At 73.1% G+C, this 22,746-nt stretch carries 22 protein-coding genes; 12 read left to right on the top strand and 10 right to left on the bottom strand.

Going from position 1 to position 22,746, the window contains the following annotated elements; genetic code table 11:
• Positions 1–7 precede the first annotated feature (7 nt).
• From rimO to Q5762_RS19515, 6 genes are all read left to right on the top strand, one after another.
• A complete protein-coding gene (gene rimO / locus Q5762_RS19540) occupies positions 8–1,531 on the top strand; it encodes a 30S ribosomal protein S12 methylthiotransferase RimO (protein ID WP_315893443.1) in 1,524 nt (507 codons plus the stop codon).
• Complete coding sequence (pgsA, locus tag Q5762_RS19535; RefSeq protein ID WP_315893442.1) at positions 1,528–2,343, top strand: CDP-diacylglycerol--glycerol-3-phosphate 3-phosphatidyltransferase; 816 nt, start codon at positions 1,528–1,530, stop codon at positions 2,341–2,343. The genes rimO and pgsA overlap by 4 nt, the downstream gene beginning before the upstream one ends.
• Entirely contained in the window at positions 2,340–2,849 is a 510-nt protein-coding gene (locus Q5762_RS19530) for a CinA family protein (RefSeq protein WP_315893441.1), read from the top strand. Before pgsA ends, Q5762_RS19530 begins: the two co-directional genes overlap by 4 nt.
• Before the next feature lie 109 nt (positions 2,850–2,958).
• Positions 2,959–3,342, top strand: coding sequence for a helix-turn-helix domain-containing protein (locus Q5762_RS19525; protein WP_019889909.1), 384 nt, complete (start codon positions 2,959–2,961; stop codon positions 3,340–3,342).
• 217 nt (positions 3,343–3,559) lie between these two features.
• Positions 3,560–4,036: a DNA starvation/stationary phase protection protein gene (locus tag Q5762_RS19520; protein WP_315893440.1), complete on the top strand. Its 477-nt coding sequence runs from the start codon at positions 3,560–3,562 to the stop codon at positions 4,034–4,036.
• 100 nt (positions 4,037–4,136) lie between these two features.
• Positions 4,137–4,460, top strand: coding sequence for a hypothetical protein (locus Q5762_RS19515; RefSeq protein ID WP_315893439.1), 324 nt, complete (start codon positions 4,137–4,139; stop codon positions 4,458–4,460).
• Here Q5762_RS19515 and Q5762_RS19510 read toward each other — a convergent pair.
• The 3 genes from Q5762_RS19510 to Q5762_RS19500 are packed head-to-tail and all read right to left on the bottom strand — an operon-like array spanning position 4,408 to position 10,717.
• A complete protein-coding gene (locus tag Q5762_RS19510) occupies positions 4,408–5,172 on the bottom strand; it encodes an SDR family NAD(P)-dependent oxidoreductase (protein ID WP_315893438.1) in 765 nt (254 codons plus the stop codon). The genes Q5762_RS19515 and Q5762_RS19510 overlap by 53 nt on opposite strands.
• Positions 5,173–5,204: 32 nt before the next feature.
• Positions 5,205–6,047 (bottom strand): DNA-formamidopyrimidine glycosylase family protein, encoded by an 843-nt coding sequence (locus Q5762_RS19505; protein ID WP_315893437.1) that lies wholly within the window; start codon positions 6,045–6,047, stop codon positions 5,205–5,207.
• A gap of 29 nt (positions 6,048–6,076) precedes the next feature.
• Complete coding sequence (locus Q5762_RS19500) at positions 6,077–10,717, bottom strand: DEAD/DEAH box helicase (RefSeq protein ID WP_315893436.1); 4,641 nt, start codon at positions 10,715–10,717, stop codon at positions 6,077–6,079.
• A gap of 91 nt (positions 10,718–10,808) precedes the next feature.
• On the opposite strand from Q5762_RS19500, the gene Q5762_RS19495 reads away from it, so the two are divergent.
• Genes Q5762_RS19495 through Q5762_RS19485 form a run of 3 tightly spaced genes read left to right on the top strand, consistent with a single transcriptional unit; the run spans position 10,809 to position 12,827 of the window.
• Positions 10,809–11,684, top strand: a complete 876-nt coding sequence (locus Q5762_RS19495) for an AraC family transcriptional regulator (protein ID WP_315893435.1) — start codon at positions 10,809–10,811, stop codon at positions 11,682–11,684.
• A 10-nt stretch (positions 11,685–11,694) separates the two neighbouring features.
• Entirely contained in the window at positions 11,695–12,522 is an 828-nt protein-coding gene (locus tag Q5762_RS19490; protein ID WP_315893434.1) for an AzlC family ABC transporter permease, read from the top strand.
• Entirely contained in the window at positions 12,519–12,827 is a 309-nt protein-coding gene (locus Q5762_RS19485) for an AzlD domain-containing protein (RefSeq protein ID WP_315893433.1), read from the top strand. The genes Q5762_RS19490 and Q5762_RS19485 overlap by 4 nt, the downstream gene beginning before the upstream one ends.
• Before the next feature lie 42 nt (positions 12,828–12,869).
• Here Q5762_RS19485 and Q5762_RS19480 read toward each other — a convergent pair whose 3' ends face one another.
• Positions 12,870–13,331, bottom strand: a complete 462-nt coding sequence (locus tag Q5762_RS19480; RefSeq protein WP_315893432.1) for a hypothetical protein — start codon at positions 13,329–13,331, stop codon at positions 12,870–12,872.
• Between the two features lie 9 nt (positions 13,332–13,340).
• Between Q5762_RS19480 and Q5762_RS19475 the strand changes: the two genes are divergently transcribed.
• Positions 13,341–13,454 (top strand): hypothetical protein, encoded by a 114-nt coding sequence (locus Q5762_RS19475; protein ID WP_315893431.1) that lies wholly within the window; start codon positions 13,341–13,343, stop codon positions 13,452–13,454.
• A 52-nt stretch (positions 13,455–13,506) separates the two neighbouring features.
• Here the strand turns inward: Q5762_RS19475 and Q5762_RS19470 are convergent, their stop codons facing one another.
• The gene (locus Q5762_RS19470; protein ID WP_315893430.1) at positions 13,507–14,436 is read right to left on the bottom strand and encodes a hypothetical protein; all 930 of its coding nucleotides are present in this window, start codon (positions 14,434–14,436) and stop codon (positions 13,507–13,509) included.
• Positions 14,437–14,515: 79 nt separating this feature from the next.
• Between Q5762_RS19470 and Q5762_RS19465 the strand changes: the two genes are divergently transcribed.
• Together Q5762_RS19465 and Q5762_RS19460 are read left to right on the top strand one after the other, a co-directional pair.
• Positions 14,516–14,710, top strand: a complete 195-nt coding sequence (locus tag Q5762_RS19465; RefSeq protein ID WP_315893429.1) for a DUF3046 domain-containing protein — start codon at positions 14,516–14,518, stop codon at positions 14,708–14,710.
• A gap of 435 nt (positions 14,711–15,145) precedes the next feature.
• On the top strand, positions 15,146–16,327 hold the full coding sequence (locus tag Q5762_RS19460; protein WP_315893454.1) for an AI-2E family transporter: 1,182 nt from the start codon (positions 15,146–15,148) through the stop codon (positions 16,325–16,327).
• Between the two features lie 12 nt (positions 16,328–16,339).
• Here Q5762_RS19460 and Q5762_RS19455 read toward each other — a convergent pair whose 3' ends face one another.
• The 5 genes from Q5762_RS19455 to Q5762_RS19435 form a co-directional block, all read right to left on the bottom strand.
• Positions 16,340–18,580, bottom strand: a complete 2,241-nt coding sequence (locus Q5762_RS19455; protein ID WP_315893428.1) for an MMPL family transporter — start codon at positions 18,578–18,580, stop codon at positions 16,340–16,342.
• Positions 18,581–18,601: 21 nt separating this feature from the next.
• Positions 18,602–19,378: a cytochrome d ubiquinol oxidase subunit II gene (locus Q5762_RS19450; protein WP_315893427.1), complete on the bottom strand. Its 777-nt coding sequence runs from the start codon at positions 19,376–19,378 to the stop codon at positions 18,602–18,604.
• 11 nt (positions 19,379–19,389) lie between these two features.
• Positions 19,390–20,691, bottom strand: a complete 1,302-nt coding sequence (locus tag Q5762_RS19445; RefSeq protein ID WP_315893426.1) for a cytochrome ubiquinol oxidase subunit I — start codon at positions 20,689–20,691, stop codon at positions 19,390–19,392.
• A 154-nt stretch (positions 20,692–20,845) separates the two neighbouring features.
• On the bottom strand, positions 20,846–21,511 hold the full coding sequence (locus tag Q5762_RS19440) for a response regulator transcription factor (protein ID WP_315893425.1): 666 nt from the start codon (positions 21,509–21,511) through the stop codon (positions 20,846–20,848).
• Entirely contained in the window at positions 21,508–22,737 is a 1,230-nt protein-coding gene (locus Q5762_RS19435; protein WP_315893424.1) for a sensor histidine kinase, read from the bottom strand. Before Q5762_RS19435 ends, Q5762_RS19440 begins: the two co-directional genes overlap by 4 nt.
• Positions 22,738–22,746: the final 9 nt, after the last annotated feature.

Here is a 22,746-nt window from a genome sequence, read left to right as displayed (position 1 = left end):
TGAGTCCATGCCCGAACGCCGTACCGTCGCCCTTGTCACTCTTGGCTGCGCCCGTAACGAGGTGGACTCGGAGGAGCTCGCAGGCCGCTTGGCAGCGGACGGCTGGGAGCTCGTCGAGAACGCCGAGGACGCGGATGTCGCCGTCGTCAACACCTGTGGATTCGTCGAGGCCGCCAAGAAGGACTCCGTCGACGCCCTCCTCGAAGCCAACGATCTGAAGGATCACGGCAAGACCCAGGCCGTCGTCGCGGTCGGCTGCATGGCCGAGCGGTACGGCAAGGAACTCGCCGACGCCCTGCCCGAGGCGGACGGGGTGCTCGGCTTCGACGACTACTCCGACATCTCCAACCGGCTCCAGACCATCCTCAGCGGCGGCAGCGTGGAGGCTCACACCCCGCGCGACCGCCGCAAGCTGCTGCCGCTGTCCCCGGTGGAGCGCCAGGAGGCCGCCGCCTCGGTGGCTCTCCCGGGCCACGGCGCCGTCGAGGCCCCCGAGAACGTGCCGGCCGACCTGCCCGACGGCCTCGCGCCGGCCTCCGGGCCACGCGCCCCGCTCCGCCGCCGCCTGGACCGCAGCCCCGTCGCCTCGGTGAAGCTCGCCTCCGGCTGCGACCGCCGCTGCTCCTTCTGCGCCATCCCGTCCTTCCGCGGCTCCTTCGTCTCGCGACGGCCCTCCGACGTCCTCAACGAGACGCGCTGGCTCGCCGAGCAGGGTGTGAAGGAGGTCATGCTCGTCTCCGAGAACAACACCTCGTACGGCAAGGACCTCGGCGACATCCGCCTCCTGGAGAGCCTGCTGCCCGACCTCGCGGCCGTCGACGGCATCGAGCGGGTCCGGGTGAGCTACCTCCAGCCCGCCGAGATGCGGCCCGGCCTGATCGACGTGCTGACCTCGACCGAGAAGGTCGTCCCGTACTTCGACCTGTCCTTCCAGCACAGCGCCCCGGCCGTGCTGCGGGCCATGCGCCGCTTCGGCGACACCGACCGCTTCCTGGAGCTCCTGGAGACGATCCGTGCCAAGGCGCCGCTGGCCGGTGCCCGGTCCAACTTCATCGTCGGCTTCCCCGGCGAGACCGAGGCGGACTTCGCCGAGCTGGAACGCTTCATCACGCACGCGCGGCTCGACGCCATCGGCGTCTTCGGCTACTCCGACGAGGACGGCACCGAAGCGGCCACGTACGAGCACAAGCTCGACCAGGACGTCGTCGACGAGCGGCTCGCCCACCTCTCGCGGCTCGCCGAGGAGCTCACCGCCCAGCGTGCGGAGGAGCGGATCGGAGAGACCCTGGAAGTGCTGGTCGAATCGGTCGACGAGGAGGACGGCGTGATCGGCCGCGCGGCGCACCAGGCGCCGGAGACGGACGGCCAGGTCCTCATCAACGCGGACTCCGCCGTGAGCCGGGAGTTCGCTCCTGGCCGTATGGTCGTGGCGAAGGTCGTGGGCACGGAAGGCGTCGACCTGGTGGCCGAGTACTGCGAGCTTCTGGGGAACGCCCCCCAGACCCCCGAAGTCGAGGAGGCGGGCAGATGACCGGAGTCCCGGCATCCGCGGCGGGCGGGACCGGTAGGCCCGCGCCCGGCGGCAAGCTGGGCTCCGCGGCGGTCAATCAGGCCAGCCTGTGGAACATCGCCAACATCCTCACCATGATCCGCCTGGTCCTGGTGCCCGGCTTCGTGCTGCTGCTGCTCCAGGACGGCGGGCACGACCCGGTCTGGCGAGCCTGGGCCTGGGCCGCGTTCGCCGTCGCCATGATCACGGACGTCTTCGACGGCCATCTGGCGCGGGCGTACAACCTGGTCACCGACTTCGGGAAGATCGCCGACCCGATCGCCGACAAGGCGATCATGGCGGCCGGTCTGATCTGTCTGTCGTCGCTCGGGGACCTGCCGTGGTGGGTGACGATCGTGATCCTCGCGCGCGAGCTCGGGATCACGCTGATGCGGTTCTGGGTGATCCGGCACGGGGTGATTCCGGCCAGTCGCGGCGGCAAGGTGAAGACCTTGGCGCAGGGCGCGGCGGTCGGGATGTACGTCCTGGTGATGACCGGTCCACTCGCCACGTTGCGCTTCTGGGTGATGGCGGTGGCCGTCGTGCTGACGGTCGTCACCGGTCTGGACTACGTCCGGCAGGCGATCGTGCTGCGGCGACAGGGGCTGGCGGAGGAGCGGGCCGAGCGGGCCGAGCGGGCCGAGCAGGCCGAGCAGGCCCACGGGGTCTCCGGGGGCGCTGGGGACGCTCGGAAGGCCGTGCCCGGTCCGGCGGCCGAGGCCTCGGGGGCGGCTGAGACTTCGGAGGCCTCCGATGCCTCCACGGCGGGGCCGGCGGCGGGGTCGACGCGATGAACCGGGCCGCCCGGGTGCTGGAGCTGCTAGCGGAGCGTGGTCAGACACTCGCCGCCGCGGAATCCCTCACGGGCGGTCTGGTGGCCGCCGAGCTCACCGCCGTACCTGGTGCGTCCCAGAGCTTCCGCGGGTCCGTCACGGCGTACGCCACGGCCCTCAAGCGGGATCTCCTGGGGGTCGACGAGACCCTCCTGGCGGAGCGCGGCGCCGTCGACCCCGAGGTCGCGTTGCAGATGGCGGTGGGTGCGCGCTTCCGGCTCGGCGCCGACTGGGGCGTGGCGACGACCGGTGTCGCGGGGCCCGAGCCGCAGGACGGACAGCCCGTCGGCACCGTGTACGTGGCGGTGGCGGGGCCCGTAGGGGCCGGGAAAGTGGCCGCATTGCGGTTGAACGGCGGCCGTGCGGAAATCCGTAGAGAGAGCGTACGGAGCGTGCTGGAACTGCTCGACGACGAACTCTCGGGAAATGCGCGGGCACAGGATACGGAACAGAACGGGGGGAATTGATGTTTGCAGCCCTGAGTGAACACGACATCGCTCCCCGCACGGCCGCAGCGCGAGGCGGTACGGTGGGGCGTGAAGGATGCGGCTACGCGGTCCGAGGAGGGAGCCACCGATGATTCTGCTCCGTCGCCTGTTGGGTGACGTGCTGCGTCGGCAGCGCCAGCGCCAGGGCCGTACTCTGCGCGAAGTCTCCTCGTCCGCCCGAGTTTCGCTCGGCTATCTCTCCGAGGTGGAGCGGGGGCAGAAGGAGGCTTCCTCCGAGCTGCTCTCCGCGATCTGCGACGCGCTGGACGTACGGATGTCCGAGCTCATGCGTGAAGTGAGCGACGAGCTGTCGCTGGCCGAACTGGCCGAGTCGGCAGCGGCGAGCGAACCGGTGCCGGCGCCGGTACGCCCGATGCTCAATTCGGTGTCGGTGACGTCGGTGGCAGGTGTGCCCACCGAGCGGGTGACCATCAAGGCGCCCGCGGAAGCGGTGGACGTCGTCGCTGCCTGAACCGAAGTGGGCGAAGCCCCGGTCGGTGTCCCGTGCGGACATCGGACGGGGCTTTCGTCTTTTTCGTCATTCTTTCGAGCGGTCGCTGTGCAGGCGGTCTGCATTTCAATCAGTCCGGTTTTCAATCGGTCCGGCTTTCAATCAGTTCGTTCCGAGATGCCCGGTATTCGTGGTTCGTGCATCGTGGGGAGAGCGTACGACCGATAGGAGAATCCGCATGTCCGTCGTCAAGAGCCCCCTGTCCGACGCCGACCTGAAGACGGTCGGCTCCGCCCTGCAGGGCGCGCTGGTCGACCTCGTCGATCTGGCCCTGGTCGCCAAGCAGGTGCACTGGAACGTGGTGGGGCCCCGGTTCCGTTCGATCCATCTGCAGCTCGACGAGGTCGTGCTCACCGCCCGTCAGCACTCCGATGTCGTCGCCGAGCGTGCCGCGGCGATCGGGGTGAACCCGGACGGGCGAGCGACGACCGTCGCCTCGACGAGCGCGGTCGGGGCGGTCACGGTGGCGACCGGCTGGATCAAGGACCGGGACGCGGTGGAGATCCTGGTCCAGGCGCTGGACGCGGTGGTCGTGGGGATGCGGAAGCGCATCCAGGAGACCGGGGAGCCCGACCCGGTCAGCCAGGACGTACTGATCGGTCTGACGGCCGATCTGGAGAAGCACGCGTGGATGTTCCAGGCCGAGAGCGCCTAGCGTGGCGCCCGCGTTGCGCGGTTCGTGCGCCCGGTCTGCCTCCGGTGCGCCCTCCCGCCGGGTGATACGGCCGGTCTAGCGTCGACCGCAGGAGGCGGCCATGGTACGGCGACGGGTTGCGCTGGTGACGCTCGTATGGGGGGCGGGCGGGCTGGTGGCCGGCGGGCTGTGGTGGTGGGCGGTGCTGCGACTGGCGCTGGTCCCGGATCAGGCGGGGCTGGTGGAAGGGGCGGTCGCGGCCGGCGGCTGGGGGTTGAGTCTGCTGCCGGTGCACGTGACGGCGTCCGCCGCCGTGGGCGGCCGGACGCGCGCCGGGTCGTCGGCGCGAGCGGGGCCGGTGACCGTGGCGGGCAGAGGGGGTGCCACGCGGGTCACCACGGCATCGCGACGCCGCCGTTGGGGCGGAGGATCTGACCCGTCGTGAAGGCGGCGGCGTCGGACGCGAGGTGGAGGACCGCGTGCGCGATGTCCTCGGGTTCACCGACCCGGCCCAGGGGGGAGTGGCGGACCATGGCCGCCTCCGCCTGCTCCTGGGCGGCCGGTTCGTGCCGGTCGGTCATGGGGGTACGGATCCAGCCGGGGGCGACCGCGTTGACCCGGATGCCGTGCCGGCCGACCTCGGTGGCCAGCGTCTTCGTGAGCTGTACGACGGCGGCCTTGGTGACGCTGTAGCAGAGCAGGCCGGGGCTCGCGGTGTCCATGGCACCGGAGGCCATCGTGACGATGGAGCCGCGGGTTCCGGTCGCGATCATCGAGCGGGCGGCCTCCTGGCAGGCGTACAGCACCCCCTTGAAGTTGACCGCGAGGACGCGGTCGAGGTCCTCCTCGCGGGTCTCCAGGACGGTGCTCGTGTGCATGATTCCGGCGACGGCGGCCATGGTGTGCAGGGGGCCCGCGCTCGCGACGGCGGCGGCGAGGGCCGCGCGGTCGGTGACGTCGAGGATGTGGGTGTGCGCGGCGCCGCCCTGCTCGGCGACGAGTTTCGCGGTGGTGCGGAGGCCGGTCTCGTCGCGGTCCGCGCAGTGGACGGTGGCGCCCGCCCGGGCGAGGAGCGTGGCGGTCGCGCGGCCGATTCCGCTCGCGGCTCCGGTGACGAAGGCGGTGCGGCCGGTGAAGTCGTACGCCGTGAGGGCCATGACCGGACCGTACGACTGGATCTGACGGATCGTCAATTGATGTGGGGGGATTCGCCGTCCATCGCGGCCGACGGGCCCTGCTGGCAGCCGGGGCACCAGTACGAGACGCGGTCGCCTGGGTCGGACCGGTGGGTGGCGGGGGGTTCCGCCCGGCGGACGGGGGTGCCGCAGCGCAGGCAGGGGCGGTGCTCGCGGCCGTACACGTAGAGGTGGTGCGTGGGGTGCCGGGTCGTGGTGGTGCGCCGGTCGGGACGGTCCTTGTTCGCCTCCAGGAGGCGGTGGGCGGTGGCGACCAGGCGTTCGGGGACGCCGGGCGGGAGCTCGCCGACCGGGAGCCAGGGCGTGACGGCGGCGAGGAACGCCAGCTCCGACTTGTACACGTTGCCGATTCCGGCGAGGTTCCGCTGGTCGAGGAGGGCCTCGCCCAGGGGGCGGGCCGGGTCGGCGGTGAGCCGGCGGACGGCCTCCGCCGGATCCCAGTCCGGGCCGAGGAGATCCGGGCCGAGATGGCCGACGGCCTGGTGCTCGTCGGCCGTGCGGATCAGTTCCAGGACGGGGAGGCGGTAGCCGACGGCGGTCTGCTCCGCGTTGCCGAGGATCGCCCGGATCTGGTGTGCAGGGCCGCCGGTCCAGCGCTCACCGATGGCGAACACTCGCCATGACCCCTCCATCCGCAGGTGGGAGTGGAGGGTCAGACCGCCGTCGAACCGGGTCAGGAGGTGCTTGCCGCGCGGGGTCACGTCCAGGACGGAGCGGCCGGTGAGGTCGGCGGTGGCGAACCGGGGCACGCGCAGATCGGACCGGGTCAGGACGCGTCCCGCCAGCGCGGCGTGGAGGCGGCGGGCGGTCTGCCAGACGGTGTCTCCTTCGGGCATGGCTCCATGATGGGGCTTCTGCCGGGGTTCTACGGGCGGAGGCGGAGCCCCCTCGGGGTGGCGTGGAAGCCGGCGGTCTCCAGCGGGTGGGCGAGCGGGGAGGTGAGGGCGGTGGCGCCGTTGACGCGCTCCACCGTGACCGTGCCGAGCGATCCGGCGAGGGCGGCCGCGGCCAGGGCTTCGGCCGCCGCTCTCAGTGCCGGGTCCTCGGGGTCGGCCGGCCAGCTCAGCAGGGTCTTGCCGCCGCGCTCCATGTAGAGCGTGAGCTCCCCGTCGACCAGGACGACCATGGAGCCCGCCTTCCGGCCGGGCTTGTGCCCCGCGCCGCTCGGCGGTTCGGGCCAGGGCAGCGCGGCGCCGTACGCGTTGGCCGGGTCGGCGGCGGCGAGGACCACCGCGCGCGGGCCCGCGCCCGCCTCCGCGCCGCGGTCCCGGGCGGTCGCCGCCGCGCGGAGCCGGTCCACGGCGCCGTCCATCGCGAACTGGGCCGCGCCGAGGCCCTCCACCACATAGCCGCGGCGCGCCTGCCCGCTGTCCTCGAAGGCGGACAGGATGCGGTACGTCGCCGAGAAACCGCCCTCGACCCCCTCGGCGGCCACGGCGCCGCGGGTGACCACACCGTGCCGGTCGAGCAGGGTGCGGGCGAGCGCGTGGGCGCGGTGGGTCGGCTCGGGTTCGACGGGTGGGAGCAGCGACCAGCGTCCGCTGACCGTGGGCGGGCCGGTCCGGGACGCGGGGCGGGCGGCCGCGGTGAGCGTGCCGTAACGGCCGCGCGGGATGGTCCGCTTGGCGCGGTGGGCCGTGGACCCCGCCGTACGGCCCGAGCCGAGCAGGGAGCGCAGGGGAGCGAGGGTGTCGTTGGTGAGCCGGCCCGACCAGGCCAGGTCCCAGACGGCGTCGGCGAGTTGGGGATCGGTGGCGTCCGGGTGGGTGGTGGCGCGCACCTGGTCGGCGATCTGGCGGAAGAACAGGCCGTATCCGCCGGACAGGGTGGTGAGCACGGACTCGTGGAGCGCGGTCTGCTCCAGCGGGTGCGGTGGCGGGAGGAGCAGCGGCGCCGCGTCGGTCAGATAGAGCGAGATCCAGCCGTCCTTGCCGGGCAGTGCTCCCGCGCCGGCCCAGACGACCTCGCCGGTGGTGGTCAGTTCGTCGAGCAGGGCGGGGGAGTAGTCCCTGACCCGGGACGGCAGGATCAGCTTCTCCAGGGCGGAGGCGGGCACGGGCGCGCCCTGCAACTGCTCGACGGCGCGGGCGAGTCCGTCCAGGCCGCGCAGGCTGTTGCTGCCCAGGTGCTGCCACTGCGGCAGGAACGTGGCGAGCGCGGCCGGGGGCACGGGCTCCAGTTCGTGCCGGAGGGCGGCGAGCGAGCGGCGGCGCAGGCGGCGCAGCACGGCCGCGTCGCACCACTCCTGGCCGATGCCGGAGGGGTGGAACTCGCCCTGGACGACCCGGCCGGCGGCGGCCAGGCGTTGGAGTGCCCCGTCGGTGACGGCGGGTCCGAGCCCGAAGCGGGCGGCGGCAGCGGAGGAGGTGAACGGGCCGTTCGTGCGCGCGTGCCGGGCGAGGAGGTCGCCCAAGGGGTCCTTCACGGGCTCCGTGAAGGCTTCGGGGACCCCCACCGGGAGTGCCGTGCCGAGGGCGTCCCGCAGCCGGCCGGCGTCCTCGATCGCCGCCCAGTGCTCGGTGCCCGCGATCCGCACCCGGATCGCCCGGCGGGCGGCTCCCAGCTCCTGGACCCAGGCGGGCTCGCCGCCGCGCTCGGTCAACTCGGCCTCGGTGAGCGGGCCGAGGACGCGCAGCGCGTCGGCTACGCCCTCGGTGTCCTTGATCCGGCGGTCCTCGGTGAGCCATTGGAGCTCCTGCTCCAGCTCCGTCAGGACGTCCGCGTCGAGCAGTTCCCGCAGCTCGGCCTGGCCGAGCAGCTCGGCGAGGAGGCGCGAGTCCAGGGAGAGGGCGGCGGCCCGCCGCTCGGCGAGCGGGGAGTCTCCCTCGTACAGGAACTGGGCGACGTAGCCGAAGAGCAGGGAGCGGGCGAACGGCGACGGCTCGGGGGTCGTCACCTCGACCAGCCGGACGCGGCGGGACTCGATGTCGCCCATCAGCTCTTCGAGCCCGGGGACGTCGAAGACGTCCTGGAGGCACTCGCGGACCGCTTCCAGGACGATCGGGAAGGACCCGAACTCGCTCGCCACCTGGAGCAGTTGGGCGGCGCGCTGCCGCTGCTGCCAGAGCGGGGTCCGCTTGCCCGGGTTGCGCTTGGGCAGCAGCAGGGCCCGCGCGGCGCACTCGCGGAAACGGGAGGCGAACAGGGCCGATCCACCGACCTGGTCGGTGACGATCTGCCTGATCTCGCCCTTGTCGAAGAGCGCGTCCGCCGCGCCGATCGGGGCCTGGTCGGAGTCGTACGTCGTGTCCAGGTGACGGCCGGGGTCGACCGGCTCCTGGTCCAGGAGGTCGAGGCCCATCAGATCGGCGTCCGGCAGCCGCAGCACGATGCCGTCGTCGGCGTGCATCACCTGGGCGTCCATGCCGTACCGCTCGGCCAGCCGGGCGCCCAGTGCCAGCGCCCACGGGGCGTGCACCTGGGCCCCGAAGGGGGAGTGGATGACGACCCGCCAGTCACCGAGCTCGTCCCGGAACCGCTCCACCAGAATCGTCCGGTCGTCCGGCACATGGCCGCAGGCCTGGCGCTGCTCGGCCAGATACGCCAGGACGTTGTCGGCCGCCCAGGCGTCCAGGCCCGCCGCGACCAGGCGCAGCCGGGCGTCCTCGGTCTCCAGGGAGCCGACCTCGCGCAGGAACGCGCCCACCGCGCGGCCCAGTTCGAGCGGGCGGCCCAGCTGGTCACCCTTCCAGAACGGCAGCCTGCCCGGCACCCCGGGGGCCGGGGAGACCAGGACCCGGTCCCGGGTGATGTCCTCGATCCGCCAGGAGGTGGTGCCCAGTGTGAAGACGTCGCCGACCCGGGACTCGTACACCATCTCCTCGTCCAGTTCCCCGACCCGGCCACCGCCCTTCTTGGGGTCGGAGCCGGCGAGGAAGACCCCGAAGAGACCCCGGTCGGGGATCGTGCCGCCGGACGTGACGGCGAGCCGCTGCGCGCCCGGCCGGCCGGTGACCGTGCCGGTCACCCGGTCCCAGACCACGCGCGGGCGGAGCTCGGCGAAGGCGTCCGAGGGGTACCGCCCGGCCAGCATGTCCAGGACGGCCGTGAACGCCGACTCGGGCAGCGAGGCGAACGGCGCGGCCCTCCGGACCGTCGCCAGCAGGTCGTCCACCTGCCAGGAGTCCAGGGCGACCATCGCCACGAGCTGCTGGGCCAGGACGTCCAGCGGGTTCGCCGGGATCCGCATCGACTCGATGGAACCGCTGCGCATCCGCTCGGTGACCACGGCCGCCTGCACCAGGTCGCCCCGGTACTTCGGGAACACCACGCCCGTCGACACGGCGCCCACCTGGTGTCCCGCGCGGCCCACCCGCTGGAGACCCGAGGCGACCGACGGCGGCGACTCGACCTGCACGACCAGGTCCACCGCGCCCATGTCGATGCCCAGCTCCAGGCTGGAGGTGGCCACCACGGCGGGCAGCCGGCCCGCCTTCAGGTCCTCCTCGACCTGCGCCCGCTGCTCCTTGGAGACCGAGCCGTGGTGGGCCCGGGCGAGGAGCGCGGGCGCGCCCTGGGCCGCGCCCGACTGCGCCATGACCTGGGCCGGCGGCGGACCGTCGTCGGGCATGGGCTCGCCCGTGGCCCGTTCGTACGCGATCTCGTTCAGCCGGTTGCACAGCCGCTCGGCCAGCCTGCGGGAGTTGGCGAAGACGATGGTGGAGCGGTGGGCCTGCACGAGATCGGCGATGCGCTCCTCGACGTGCGGCCAGATCGAGGGCTTGTCGCCGCCGTCCTTGCCCTCCGAGGCCGGGGAGCCGCCCAGCTCCCCCATGTCCTCGACGGGGACGACCACCGACAGGTCGAACTCCTTGCCGGACGGCGGCTGGACGATCTCCACCTTGCGCTGCGGGGAGAGATAGCGGGCCACCTCGTCCACCGGCCGGACCGTCGCCGACAGGCCGATCCGGCGGGCCGGGCGGGGCAGCAGCTCGTCGAGCCGCTCCAGGGACACCGCGAGATGTGCCCCGCGCTTCGTCCCGGCGACCGCGTGGACCTCGTCCAGGATCACCGTCTCGATCCCGGCGAGCGCGTCCCGCGTGGCCGAGGTCAGCATCAGGAAGAGCGACTCGGGGGTCGTGATCAGGATGTCCGGCGGCTTCGTGGCCAGCGCGCGGCGCTCGGCGGGCGGTGTGTCACCGGAGCGGATGCCGACCCTGACGTCCGGCTCGGGCAGCCCGAGCCGGGCCGACTCCTGGCGGATGCCGGTCAGCGGGGAGCGCAGATTGCGCTCGACGTCGACGGCCAGCGCCTTCAGCGGCGAGATGTACAGCACGCGGCAGCGCTTCTTGGGGTCCGCCGGCGGCGGGGCGGACGCCAGCTGGTCCAGGGAGGCCAGGAAGGCGGCCAGGGTCTTGCCCGAACCCGTCGGGGCGACCACGAGCACGTCCGAACCCGCGCCGATGGCCTGCCAGGCACCCTCCTGCGCCGCCGTGGGCGTGTGAAAGGCCCCGGTGAACCAAGCACGGGTCGCGGGGGAGAACGAGTCGAGCGCGGACCTGACCATGCCCCCCATCGTGCACCCCGCCACTGACAACCGCCCGGACCTGGGGAAACCCGGCTCGTGGCAGCGGTGGTCGGTGGCGCAGAATGGGGGAATGGCCACTGGGGAGCGCGCACGGTACTGGCAGTACGCGGAGCTGCCCGGGGTCGACCTGCTGCACGCCCACTACGTACGCAAGGCCTTCGCCCGGCACACCCACGAGACCTTCGTCTTCGCCGCCATCACCGAGGGCGTCGAGGCCTTCCACTACCGGGACGATCTCGTGTACGCCGGGCCCGGGCAGATCGCCCTGGTCAACCCCGACACCCCGCACACCGGGCACGCGGGCGTGCCCGAGGGGTGGACGTACCGCACGATCTACCCCGACGCGGAGCTGATCCGGTCCATCGCCGCCGACACGATCGCGCTGCGGGGCGACGTCGGGTTCACCGACCCGGTCGTGGACGATCCGTACGCCGCCCAGCTCGTGATCGGTGTCCACCGGGCCGCCGAGGAGGGCAACGCGCTGGCCGCCGACAGCCTGCTGCGGCTGGTCACGGCGCGGATGCTGCGCAGCCACGGCGGGCGGATCGCGCCGCTCGCCCCGCGCTCGGCGGGCGCCCGCAACGCGGCACGCGCGCGTGCCGTCCTGGAACAGCGGATGATCGACCCGCCGACCCTGGAGCGCCTCGCCGCCGACCTCGGCACCAGCCCGTTCGCCCTGCTGCGGGCCTTCCGGGACGCGTACGGGATGCCGCCGCACACCTGGCTCACCGACGCGCGCGTGCGGCAGGCCCGGCGGCTCCTCGACACCGGGACGGCGCCGGCGGAGGCAGCCGTGGCCGTCGGCTTCACCGACCAGTCGCACCTCAACCGGCACTTCGCGCGGAGCGTGGGCGTGCCGCCCGGGGCGTACCAGCGCTCGCGGGGTGTGGGCCGGTCGGTCCGGGGCGCAAGAACGTACAAGACCGGGGGCGGGCGGGGCTCGTAGCGTCCCTGACGTGGCAGAACAGACAGCACCCCCAGTCATACGGGAGAGGACCAAGGCGGACTCGGCGGTCGTGCGCGACGCGCTCGGGGTCGGGGTCGCCGTCGGCCTCTCCGGCTTCGCCTTCGGCGTGACCTCCGCGGGCTCCGGACTCAGCCTGCTCCAGACCTGCGTGCTCAGCCTGCTCGTCTTCACCGGCGCCTCGCAGTTCGCGCTGGTGGGAGCGCTGGCGGCGGGCGGGAACCCGTTCACGGCCGCGGCGGGCGCCTTCTTCCTGGGCACCCGTAACGCGTTCTACGGGCTGCGCCTGTCCCAGCTCCTCGCACTGCCCCGCGCGGCCAGGCCGTTCGCCGCGCAATGGGTCATCGACGAGACGACCGCGGTGGCGCTGGCGCAGCCCACGCGCCGGGCCGCGCGGATCGGGTTCACCGTCACCGGGCTCACGCTCTACGTGCTGTGGAACCTGACGACGTTCCTCGGCGCCCTCGGGGCGGAGGCCATCGGCGACACCAAGGCCTGGGGCCTGGACGCGGCCGGACCCGCCGTCTTCCTCGCCCTGCTCGCGCCGATGCTGAAGACGGCGACGGAGCGGTACACGGCGGGGCTCGCGGTGGTGCTCTGCCTCGGGCTGCTGCCCGCGCTGCCGGCCGGCGTCCCGGTCCTGGCATCGGCACTGGCCGCGCCGGCGGTGCTGTGGCTGCGGGGCCGTCGCCTGGGAGACGGGACGGGCGGGACGGGCGGGACGGGCCGGACGGGCGGGACGGGCCGGACGGGCGGGACGGGCGCCGAGGGCGCTGCGGACAGGGCGACGAACCTTGCACGCAAGGAGGAGGACCGATGACCGTCTGGATCGCGATCGGCCTGACCGCCGTCGGCTGCTACCTCGTCAAGCTGCTCGGGCTCCTGGTCCCCGCGGGAGTCCTGGAACGACCGCTCGTCCAGCGCCTGGCCGCCCTGCTGCCGGTGGCCCTGCTCGCGGCCCTCACCGCCGAGCAGACGTTCGGCGCGGGCTCCGGCCTCGCCCTGGACGCCCGCGCGGCGGGCGTGGCCGCCGCGGCCGGCGCCCTGGCCCTGCGCGCCCCCTTCCTGGTCGTCGTCGGCGCGGCCGTGGCCGTCACGGCGGGGGTACGGGCCCTGGGCGGGTAGCCGGCCCCGTACCCGCGACGGCAGTACGGCAACCCTCGCTTCTCAGTGCGTCACCGGCACCCCCACCGAGGGGGTCTCGGGGACGCCCAGGCGCTTCGCGTCGCGTTCCGGTCGGAGGAAGAGGGTGGCCGCGGCGCTGGCCGTGGCCAGGAGGGCGGCGGTGAAGAGCCAGCCGTTCTCGTAGCCCTGGGCCGCCGTCGTGGCGGCGTCCACGATCCCGCCAAGGACCAGTGGCGCCAGGACACCGCCCAGCGCGAAGACGCAGACCACCGCCCCAAGGACCACCCCGCGCTGCGACGGCGGGGTGATCCGCGCGCAGGCCGTCTGGCCGACCGTCATCATCACCAGGGCCAGAGCCATCGGACCGAACATCATCGGCACCCGCAGCCAGTCGGCGTCCGCCGTCGCGAAGACCGTCACCGCGCCCGCCGACAACAGGAGCAGCAGCCCCGCGCCCGCCCGGGCCGGGAGCAGCCCGTCACCGCCGCCGCCCTCGGACTGCACCCCAACACCGTGGACAACCGGCTGGCCAGGATCGCGGACCGGACCGGCATCGACCTGGCCACCCCACGCGGCACGGCCACCGCCCTCGCGGCCCTGCTGCTGCGCGAGGCACCCGAGGCGTAGGCCGGTCACCGGAGGCGTAGGCCGGTCGCCGACGCCCGTGGGCGGTGCGGCGTCAGTCGATCGGGCGGCCGTGCGCGCGCAGGGTCCGCAGCGCCTCGATCGTCACGATCGGCCGCGCTTCGAGGGCCGTGCCCGGGGCCCACTGCCGCCAGGTGACCGGCCAGCCGCCGTCCTCCTGCTGGGTGGCCGCCAGGTGGTCGAGCGAGTGCGCCATCTCCTCGTCGGTGAACCAGCGGCGGGCCAGCGAGTCCGGCACGCGCGCGTAGTCGTACGGGAAGTGGTGCTCGCCCGGCGCGTACCCCGGAGCCACCGGGAACTCGTCGAGCCGCCCGGGATCCAGGACCGCGAGCCCCTGCTCCCGCACCAGGCGCCCCAGCCGGTCGGCCACCGCCTGTGCCCGCGACCGGTCCGGGACCCCGTCCAGGAAGGCGACGGCGGCCTCGATCTCGTAGGGGTGCGACTTCTCCAGCGACTCCACCGCCGACCAGCAGAACTCGGTCGCGCGGAACAGCCAGGCGTGCCAGACCTGATTGCGGTGGAGGAGTCCGACCACGGGGCCGGTGGAGAGCAGCGCGCTGGGCGGGTCGTCGACGATCGGCACGAACGGCGCGGCCGGGTAGCCGCGCTGGGAGGGGTGGACGGCGGGCAGCGCACCGTCGAGGGTGGACACCTCGGTGAGGTAGCGGCAGATCCGCTCGATCCGCAGCCCGCCGCAGCGGCCGATGGCGTCGAGGACCCGCAGCGCGTGCCCCGTGTGCAGGGGCTGGCTGACCGGGCCGCGCAGATCCGGTTCGAGGGCGTGGCCGTAGCCGCCGTCCTCGTTGAGGTAGGCCGCGAGGGCCACCTCGACGGGTTCCGCGCCGCCGCGCATGAAGTGGTAGGCGAACCGGCGCTGTTCGAGCACGCGGGCCGTCAGCCAGACGAACTGTTCGGCGCGCGCGAGGGGTGTGGGGTGCGGAGCCGTGAGAGGAGTTCCAGCCATGGTCCGACCGTAGGGCGCCCGGGACGTGTGACAAGGCTTACCGGCCGGGCTGCACTCTTGGGGGCGGGATACTGGGGTCATGCGGTTGACGATTTTCTGGGAGCGGATGGCGGACCACTTCGGTGGGTCCTACGCCGAGTCCTTCGCGCGGGACCATGTGATGTCCGAACTGGGCGGCCGTACGGTGCACGAGGCACTGGACGCCGGGTGGGAGGCGAAGAACGTCTGGCGGGCGGTCTGCGCGGCCATGGACGTACCGGCCGAGAAGCGCTGACAGCGCTCGCCGACCCGCCCCGGCCGCAGTGATTCGCCCCGGCAGGGAGGGAATGTCCGCGCGGTGCGCGAGACTGGCCGGGTGGCTCCGACTGACGAAACCGACGCGACCGGCAACAAGGCCGGCAAGAAGACCGCTGATGGGACCCTCGACCAGGCTGTGACCGGGCGAACCCCGGAGGCGCGGTCGGTGGTGCGGTCGGCCGCGGGCAGAGCCGCTGTGACGACGCCCACGAGTGCGGCGCCCGGGTCCACCGGTGCGACGCCCGGGTCCACGAGTGCGACGCCCGGGTCCACGCCCGCCGAACCGGTGTCCGTGCCCGCGCCGGCTCGGGGTGACAGTGGTCCGGTTCCCGGGAGCCGGCCCGCCACTGCCGGGGCCGGATCCGGGACCGGTGGGCCCGGGACCGGCGTGCCGGCCGGGCCCGCCGCCCGGATGCCCCGCTGGCTGCCGCGCGCCCTGGTGCTCGCCCTCGCGCTCTACGCCTGCTTCCAGCTCGGCAGCTGGGCCTTCCACCAGCTCGTCGGGCTCCTCATCAACATCCTCGTCGCGTTCTTCCTGGCCCTCGCCATCGAACCGGCCGTCGGGCGGATGGCCGCCCGGGGGATGCGGCGAGGACTCGCCACGTTCCTCGTCTTCCTCGCCGTCACGGTCTTCAGCGTCGGCTTCGTCGTCCTCCTCGGCTCCATGCTCGCGGGCCAGATCGTCGACATGGTCGAGAACTTCCCCAGGTACCTCGACTCACTGATCAACTGGATCAACCAGACGTTCCGCACCGAGCTGTCCCGCGTCGAGGTCCAGGACAGTGTGCTGCGCTCGGACTGGCTGCGGAAGTACGTGCAGAACAGCGCGACCGGGGTCCTCGACGTCTCCGCCACCGTCCTCGGCGGTCTCTTCAAGCTCCTGACGATCTTCCTGTTCTCGTTCTACTTCGCCGCCGACGGGCCCCGGCTGCGCCGCGCGCTCTGCTCCGTCCTGCCGCCGGCCCGCCAGACCGAGGTCCTGCGGGCCTGGGAGATCGCCGTCGACAAGACCGGCGGCTACCTGTACTCGCGCGGTCTGATGGCGCTGATCTCCGGCGCCGCGCACTTCGTCCTGCTGGAGATCCTGGGCGTGCCGTACGCGCCGGCCCTCGCGGTCTGGGTCGGCCTCGTCTCGCAGTTCATCCCCACCATCGGCACGTATCTGGCCGGCGCGCTGCCCATGCTGATCGCGTTCACCGAGGACCCTTGGTACGCGCTGTGGGTGCTGGTCTTCGTCGTGGTCTACCAGCAGTTCGAGAACTACGTCCTCCAGCCGAAGCTGACGTCCAAGACGGTGGACATCCATCCGGCGGTCGCCTTCGGTTCGGTGGTCGCCGGCACGGCGCTGCTCGGGGCGGTCGGCGCGCTGATCGCGATCCCCGCCGTCGCCACCCTCCAGGCCTTCCTGGGCGCCTATGTGAAGCGCTACGACGTGACCGACGACCCGCGCGTGCACGGCCACCGGCGCTACGGGGAGGCCGTCGTCACCCGGCTCCAGAAGGCGCTGCACCACAAGAAGGGTCAGGGGCAGGGCCAGGGCCAGGAACAGGGGCAGGGGCAGGGCCAGGTGCCGTCCGGGGAGGACGTCACCTGACCCTCCATGGCGTCAGCCGCGCTCCAGCTGGACCTTCGGCAGGATCCGCGCCAGTGGTGCCGGGAGCCACCACGCCCGCCGCCCGAGCAGTTGCATCACCGCCGGCACGATCAGACAGCGGATGACCACCGCGTCCAGCAGGATCGCCACGGCGAGGCCGAGGCCGAACTGCTGGAGCATCCGGTCGGGGCTGAGCACGAAGGCCGAGAAGACCACGATCATGATCGCCGCGGCGGCCGTGATGACCTTCCCGGTCGCCGCCAGCCCCTCCCGTACCGCACCCTGCGGGTCCCCTGTGCGCTCCCACTCCTCGTGGATACGGGAGAGCAGGAAGACCTCGTAGTCCATCGAGAGACCGAAGACGATCGCGAAGATCATCACGGGGATGAAGGCCTCGATCGGGCCGGGCTGCACCCCGAACCAGCCGTGCTGGAAGACCAGGGTGATCACCCCGATGGCCGCCCCGATGCTCAGCAGGTTCAGCAGCGCGGCCTTGACCGGGATGAGTACCGACCGGAAGACGAGGAGCAGCAGGAGCGCGGAGAGGCCGACGACGATCGCCACGAAGAGCGGCATCCGGTCCGAGACGGTGGTGGCGAAGTCCTCGGTCGCCGCCGTCGGTCCGCCGACCAGCAGCTCGGCGCCGGTCGCCCGCTCCACCGGCGGAAGGATCTCGGTCCGCAGCCGGTCGACGAGCTCCGAGGTCGCCTCGGCCTGCGGAGCCGATTCCGGGAAGGCGATGACGGTCGAGACCGCGGCGTCCTTCGTCGGGATCGGCGCGGTCGCCGCCGCGATGCCGTCCGTGTTCTCCAGGGCCTGGCGCAGGGCCTGCCCGGCCCGCTCCCCGCCGCCCGCGCCGCCGTCCCCGACCGCAGCGCCACCGCCCGTACCACTGCCGTCCGCGACCACGATCAGCGGTCCGTTGAAGCCGGGCCCGAAGCCCTCGGCCAGCAGGTCGTACGCCTGCCTGCTGGACGTCGTCGGGGCGTCGTTGCCCGCGTCGGCGAAGCCGAGCCGCATGTCGAGCGCGGGCGCGGCGAGCGCGCCCAGCGCCGCCACCGACACCAGCAGCGCCGCCCACGGCCGCTTCTGTACCGCTGTCGCCCAGGTGCGCCAACGGGCGCCCTCCGGGCGCGTGGCCTTCTCCGCGCGCTTGGTGACCTGCCGCTGGATGCGCCGGCCGAAGATCCCGAGCAGGGCCGGGAGCAGAGTCAGCGAGGCGGCCATCGTCACGAGGACGGTCAGGGCGACGGCGAGCGCCACGCCCTGCAGCGAGCCGAGGCCGAGCACGACCAGCCCCATCAGCGCGATGATCACCGTGCAGCCGGCGAAGAAGACCGTGCGCCCCGCCGCGTCGAGCGCGGCTCTGGCGGCCCGCTCGGGCTCCGCGCCGTGCAGGAGTTCGGCGCGGTGGCGGGAGAAGATCAGCAGCGCGTAGTCGATGCCGACGCCGAGGCCGACCAGCATCATGATCGGCGGGGTGAAGTCCGCGACGTCCGCGAGATGCGAGGCGAGCGCGATCAGCCCGATCGAACTGCCGACGGCGAAGAGCGCGGTGACCACGGGCAGGCTCGCCGCGACCAGGGAGCCGAACAGGAAGACCAGGATCACCAGCGCCCCGAGCATGCCCGCGCCCTCGGCCGCGCCACCGCCACCCTCCTCGGCGCCGCGTGCCGCGTCACCGCCTACGGCGGCGGTCAGCCCGTCGCCCTGCGCGGCCCGCACGGTGTCGATGATCTTCGTGACCTCGGCGCGGTCGGTGTTCTCCGCCGCGTCGTCGAGGGTGACGGTGGCGTAGCCGACGGTGCCGTTCCCGGAGACCGCCGCCCTCTCCTCGTACGGGCTGCGGACGTCCCGTACGCCGGGGAGGCCCTCGACCGTGTCGAGCAGCCCCTGCACGCGCGCGTGGACGGTCTTCTCGTTCACGCCCCGCTCGTCCTTCACGACGATCTGCAGGGTGGCGTCCGTGGCCTGGGCGGAGCCGTGCCGTTCCAGGACCGTCCGGGCCGTCTGCGAATCGGTGCCGGGGAGGGAGAAGTCGTTGTGGTACGCGCTGCCGACGGCCGTCGAGGCGCCGGTCGCGGCGACCACGACCACGATCCACAGCAGGACGGCGGACCAGCGGTGGCGGTACGAGAAGCCGGCCAGCCGCTCGAAGACGCTGCCGCGCCGGGTGGCCGACGGGGCTGACGCGGCCGACGGGGGCGACGGCGGAGGCGGTGTCGGGGGAGCGTTGTCCCGCGTGGACGTCATGATCGTTTCTCCTTACGGGAGTTACAGGTACGAGGGCCGGGTCACCCGGTGCCGGAAGGTGCGCCAGGTCCACACCTGGGCGGCGACGAGGAACGGGGTGACGACGAGCAGCGCGGGGACGAGCAGGGCGAGCGTGGCGCCGTCCGCCGCCTCGTCGGCCAGCGGAAGGGCGCTCCCGGCGAGCAGCGGAAGGGCGCCGAGGAGGACCGCGGTGAGCGCGAAGGACTGCCAGGGCCCGGTCCGGCCGACGAGCAGACGGGCGCGTTCGTACGGCGGCCCGGTCAGCCGGAGCATGCCGAAGCCGAGGCCATGCGCGGCGAACAGGGCGGCCACGGCGAGGGCGATGAGGATCGCGGTGGGGCCGCCGGCCCGCTCGTACGGCGTACCGGTCAGCGGCGCGGCCAGCAGCCATCCCCAGGCCAGCGCGACCGTCCAGCTGCCGCACACCACAGCGCCGTCGCAGAACGCACGCCACCGCCGCCCCGGCCCGCGGCCGCGCGACCACAGGCCGACGTCGCGGACGATCCAGCCGGTCAGCAGGGGCACGAGCACCGCGAACTGACCGGTCAGGAGCTCCCCTTCGAGGTCGGGGAAGCAGCCGACGAGCACGCCCGCCGTGGCGATCAGCCACACCTCGTTGCCCAGGAAGAAGGGTGCGAAGGAGGCGATGACCAGGCGGCGTTCGTGGTCGGTGCGGCCGAGGTACGGGGCGAGCATCCCGGTGCCGATGTCCGCGCCGGCGAGCACGAAGTACCCGGTGGCGAAGAAGGCGAGCACGGCGATGGCGAGGGTTTCCACGGCCGGGCTCCTCAGTAGCTCGTGGCGGGCAGGGAGTCGACGGGATCCTCGGGATCTGAAGGGTCCTCGGGCCCGTCCCGGTCGTCGCGGCCGAGACCGGCGTCGACGGGGCCCCGGCGGGCGGTGCGGGCCAGCAGCCAGGCGTTGAGGACGGCGAGCAGCCCGAAGAGGGTGGTGAAGACGATCAGCGAGGCGCGCATGGCGCCGGGGGAGAGGCCGGAGACCGCGTCCTCGGTCTTCAGCAGGCCGTACACGACCCAGGGCTGGCGGCCCGCCTCGCGGAACACCCAGCCGCTGATCATCGCGAGATAGGGCAGTGGCACGGCGGCCATGAGAGCCAGGTGCCAGAGCCGGAAGCGGAAGACGACCGTCCTGAAGCAGGCCAGGATCACGCCGGCGAAGGTGACGTACATCATCAGGGCGAAGCAGATGAGCATGACCAGTCCGCCGCCGCGGGTCCACGCCTCCGAGGGGACGTAGTCGCCGGGGCCGAAGCGAGCGACCATGTCCGCCTGGATCCGCGCGATCTCAGCTGTCTTCTGACTGAACACGGCCGATTTCATGGGCTGGAAGGTGCTCAGTGAGGCCAACTGGACGCCACCGAAGGCGGCCGTGACCATCAGCGCGGGGAAAGCGAGGAAAACCCCGATCCGCAGGCTCTTGCCGAAGAACTCCCGCTCGGGCGACCGCCGGAACAGGTGGTACGCGCTGACGCCGGCCACGAAGAACCCCGCCGTGAGCAGCGCCCCGGCGAGGATGTGCCCGAAGGCGAGCAGCGCGGAGGGGTTGGTCAGCACGGCGACCGGGTCGTCCAGGACGAGCGTGCCGCCCTCGGTCCGATACCCGACCGGGTGGTTGAGGAAGCCGTTGGAGACGAGGATCCAGTACGCCGAGAGGTACGCGGTCAGCGTGACGATCCAGATCATCGACAGATGGACCCACCGGTCGAAGCGGTGCCAGCCGAAGATCCACAGCCCGAGGAACGTCGACTCGACGAAGAACGCGACGATCGTCTCGACCGCGAGCGAGGCGCCGAAGACATTGCCCGCGTAGTGCGTCAGGCCACTCCAGCTCATCCCGAACTGGAACTCCATCACGATGCCCGTGACGATCCCGACCGCGTAGTTGATCACGTACAGCTGGCCCCAGTACCGGACCATGCGCGCGTGCAGCGGCTTCCGTCCGATCGTCGCCACCGTCTGGACGACGGCGACCACGGTCGCGAGCCCCAGCGTGAGCGCGACGAAGAGGAAGTGGCCGCCCGCGGTGAGGGCGAACTGCAGCCGGGCGAGATCGAGGATGTCTGGATTCACGCTGCCAGCGTCGGCGTACGGCTACGGGGCCCGCGTCGCCCGGCGGTGGACAGTGGGCGTACCCCAGCGGTTGCGCCGCCCCACGCGCGCGTACCCCAGGAGTTGCGCCCACGCGCGTGTGCCCCCTAGGGGGTGCCCGGCCGAGCCTCGCGTGTCAGCCCAGCCAGCCGGGCGTGATCATCCCCGACTCGTACGCGAGGATCACCAGCTGCGCCCGGTCCCGGACGTCCAGCTTGGTCATGATCCGGCTGACGTGCGTCTTGGCGGTGGCCGGGGAGAGCACGAGGCGTCGGGCGATCTCGTCGTTGGAGAGCCCCGCCCCGACCAGGCCCATCACCTCGCGCTCCCGCTCGGTGAGGGCGTTCAGGCGCGGGCTCGGATCCGGCTGCTTCGAGCGGCCGGCGAACTCCGCGATGAGCCGGCGCGTGACGGCGGGGGCGATCAGCGCGTCGCCGCGGGCCACCACCCGTACCCCGTGCAGCAGTTCCATCGGCTCGGTGTCCTTCACGAGGAAGCCGCTCGCCCCGCCGCGCAGCGCGCCGTACACGTGGTCGTCGACGTCGAAGGTGGTCAGGATGACCACCCGGACCCCTTCGAGGCGGGCGTCGGCGGTGATCCGGCGGGTGGCCTCCAGGCCGTCGAGGCCCGGCATCCTGATGTCCATCAGGACCACGTCCGGACGCAGTTCGCGGGCGAGCGTGATCGCCTGCTCGCCGTCCGCGGCCTCCCCGACCACCTCGATGTCGTCCTCGCCGGCCAGGATCGAGCGGAACCCCGCCCGGACCAGGGTCTGGTCGTCGGCGAGTACGACGCGGATCATCGGGTGTCCCCCTGGGGTGTGGTGGTGGTCGTGGACGCGGGTGTTCCGAACGGCAGCCGGGCGTCGACCCGGAAGCCCTCGGGGGCGCTGTGCGCGGTCAGTTCGCCGCCGAACGCCCGGGCCCGCTCGGCCATGCCCCGGATGCCGCTGCCGGCCGGCCGCTCCTCCGGAGCCCCCTCGCCGTCGTCCTCGATCCGCAAGCGCAGCTCGTCCGTGTGCCAGTCGAGCGCCACCGTGGCCGTCCGGGCCCCGGAATGGCGGGCCACGTTGGTCAGCGACTCCTGCACGATCCGGTACGCGGCGAGATCCACCGGCGGCGCCAGCGGTACGGGCGTGCCCGTCTGCTCGGTACGGACGTCGAGGCCCGTGGACCGGGCCCGTGCCGCCAGCTCCCCGAGCAGGGCGAGCCCCGAGGTCGGCCCCGTCGGCGCGGCCTCGTCGGCCTGCCGCAGCACGCCGAGGGTGGCGCGCAGTTCGCGCAGCGCGTCCTTGCTGGTGGCCTTCACCGCTTCGAGGGCCTCCTCGGCGGCGGCCAGCGCGACCTCGGGCTCCGGCTTCTTGGTCAGCCGGTGCAGCACCGCGCCCGACTGCACGTTGATCAGCGAGATGCTGTGGCCGAGCACGTCGTGCAGCTCCCGGGTGATCCGCAGCCGCTCCTCGGTGGCGCTCTGCCGGGCCCGCGCCTCCTGCTCCCGCTCGGCGGCGAGCGCCCGCTGCTCCACTTCGTGGAGATAGGCGAGCCGGGTCCGCTGGGCGCGGCCCACGGCGACGAGGCTGATCAGCCAGCCGGACAGCATGGCGAGCGAGGTGTCGTCGATCTGCCGGCGGCCCTCCTCCTGCCGGATCTCACCGAGCCCGACGGCGAGCAGCGTGATGGCGGCGAGCGCGACGGCGGCGACGAACCGGCCCTCGGCGGCCGTGGTGTACAGCGCGAGGGCGAAGGCGATCATCAGCGGCCCGTCCTGCGCGGAGACCGGGTAGTAGACCGTGCAGGCGAGCAGGGTGACGACGGCGACGGTCACAGGTGCCCGCCGCCGGAAGACGAGCGCTCCGCAGCCGACCGCGATCAGGGCCCAGCCGATGACCGTACGGCCCACGGGCTCGCTCGCGTACCGCGCCGACACCAGCGTCCAGACGACCACCACGAGGGTGACGACGAGCGCCACGACGGCATCGGCGACCCGCGGGGGCATGCCGCCGCCACGGACGCGGAAGGGGAGGGCCATGCCAGGAAG

It is taken from the genome of Streptomyces sp. P9(2023) (genome assembly GCF_032436795.1).
Lineage (GTDB): Bacteria > Actinomycetota > Actinomycetes > Streptomycetales > Streptomycetaceae > Streptomyces.
The sequence above is the reverse complement of the archived record's forward strand: the minus strand, read 5'-3'. Positions and strand labels throughout refer to the sequence as shown.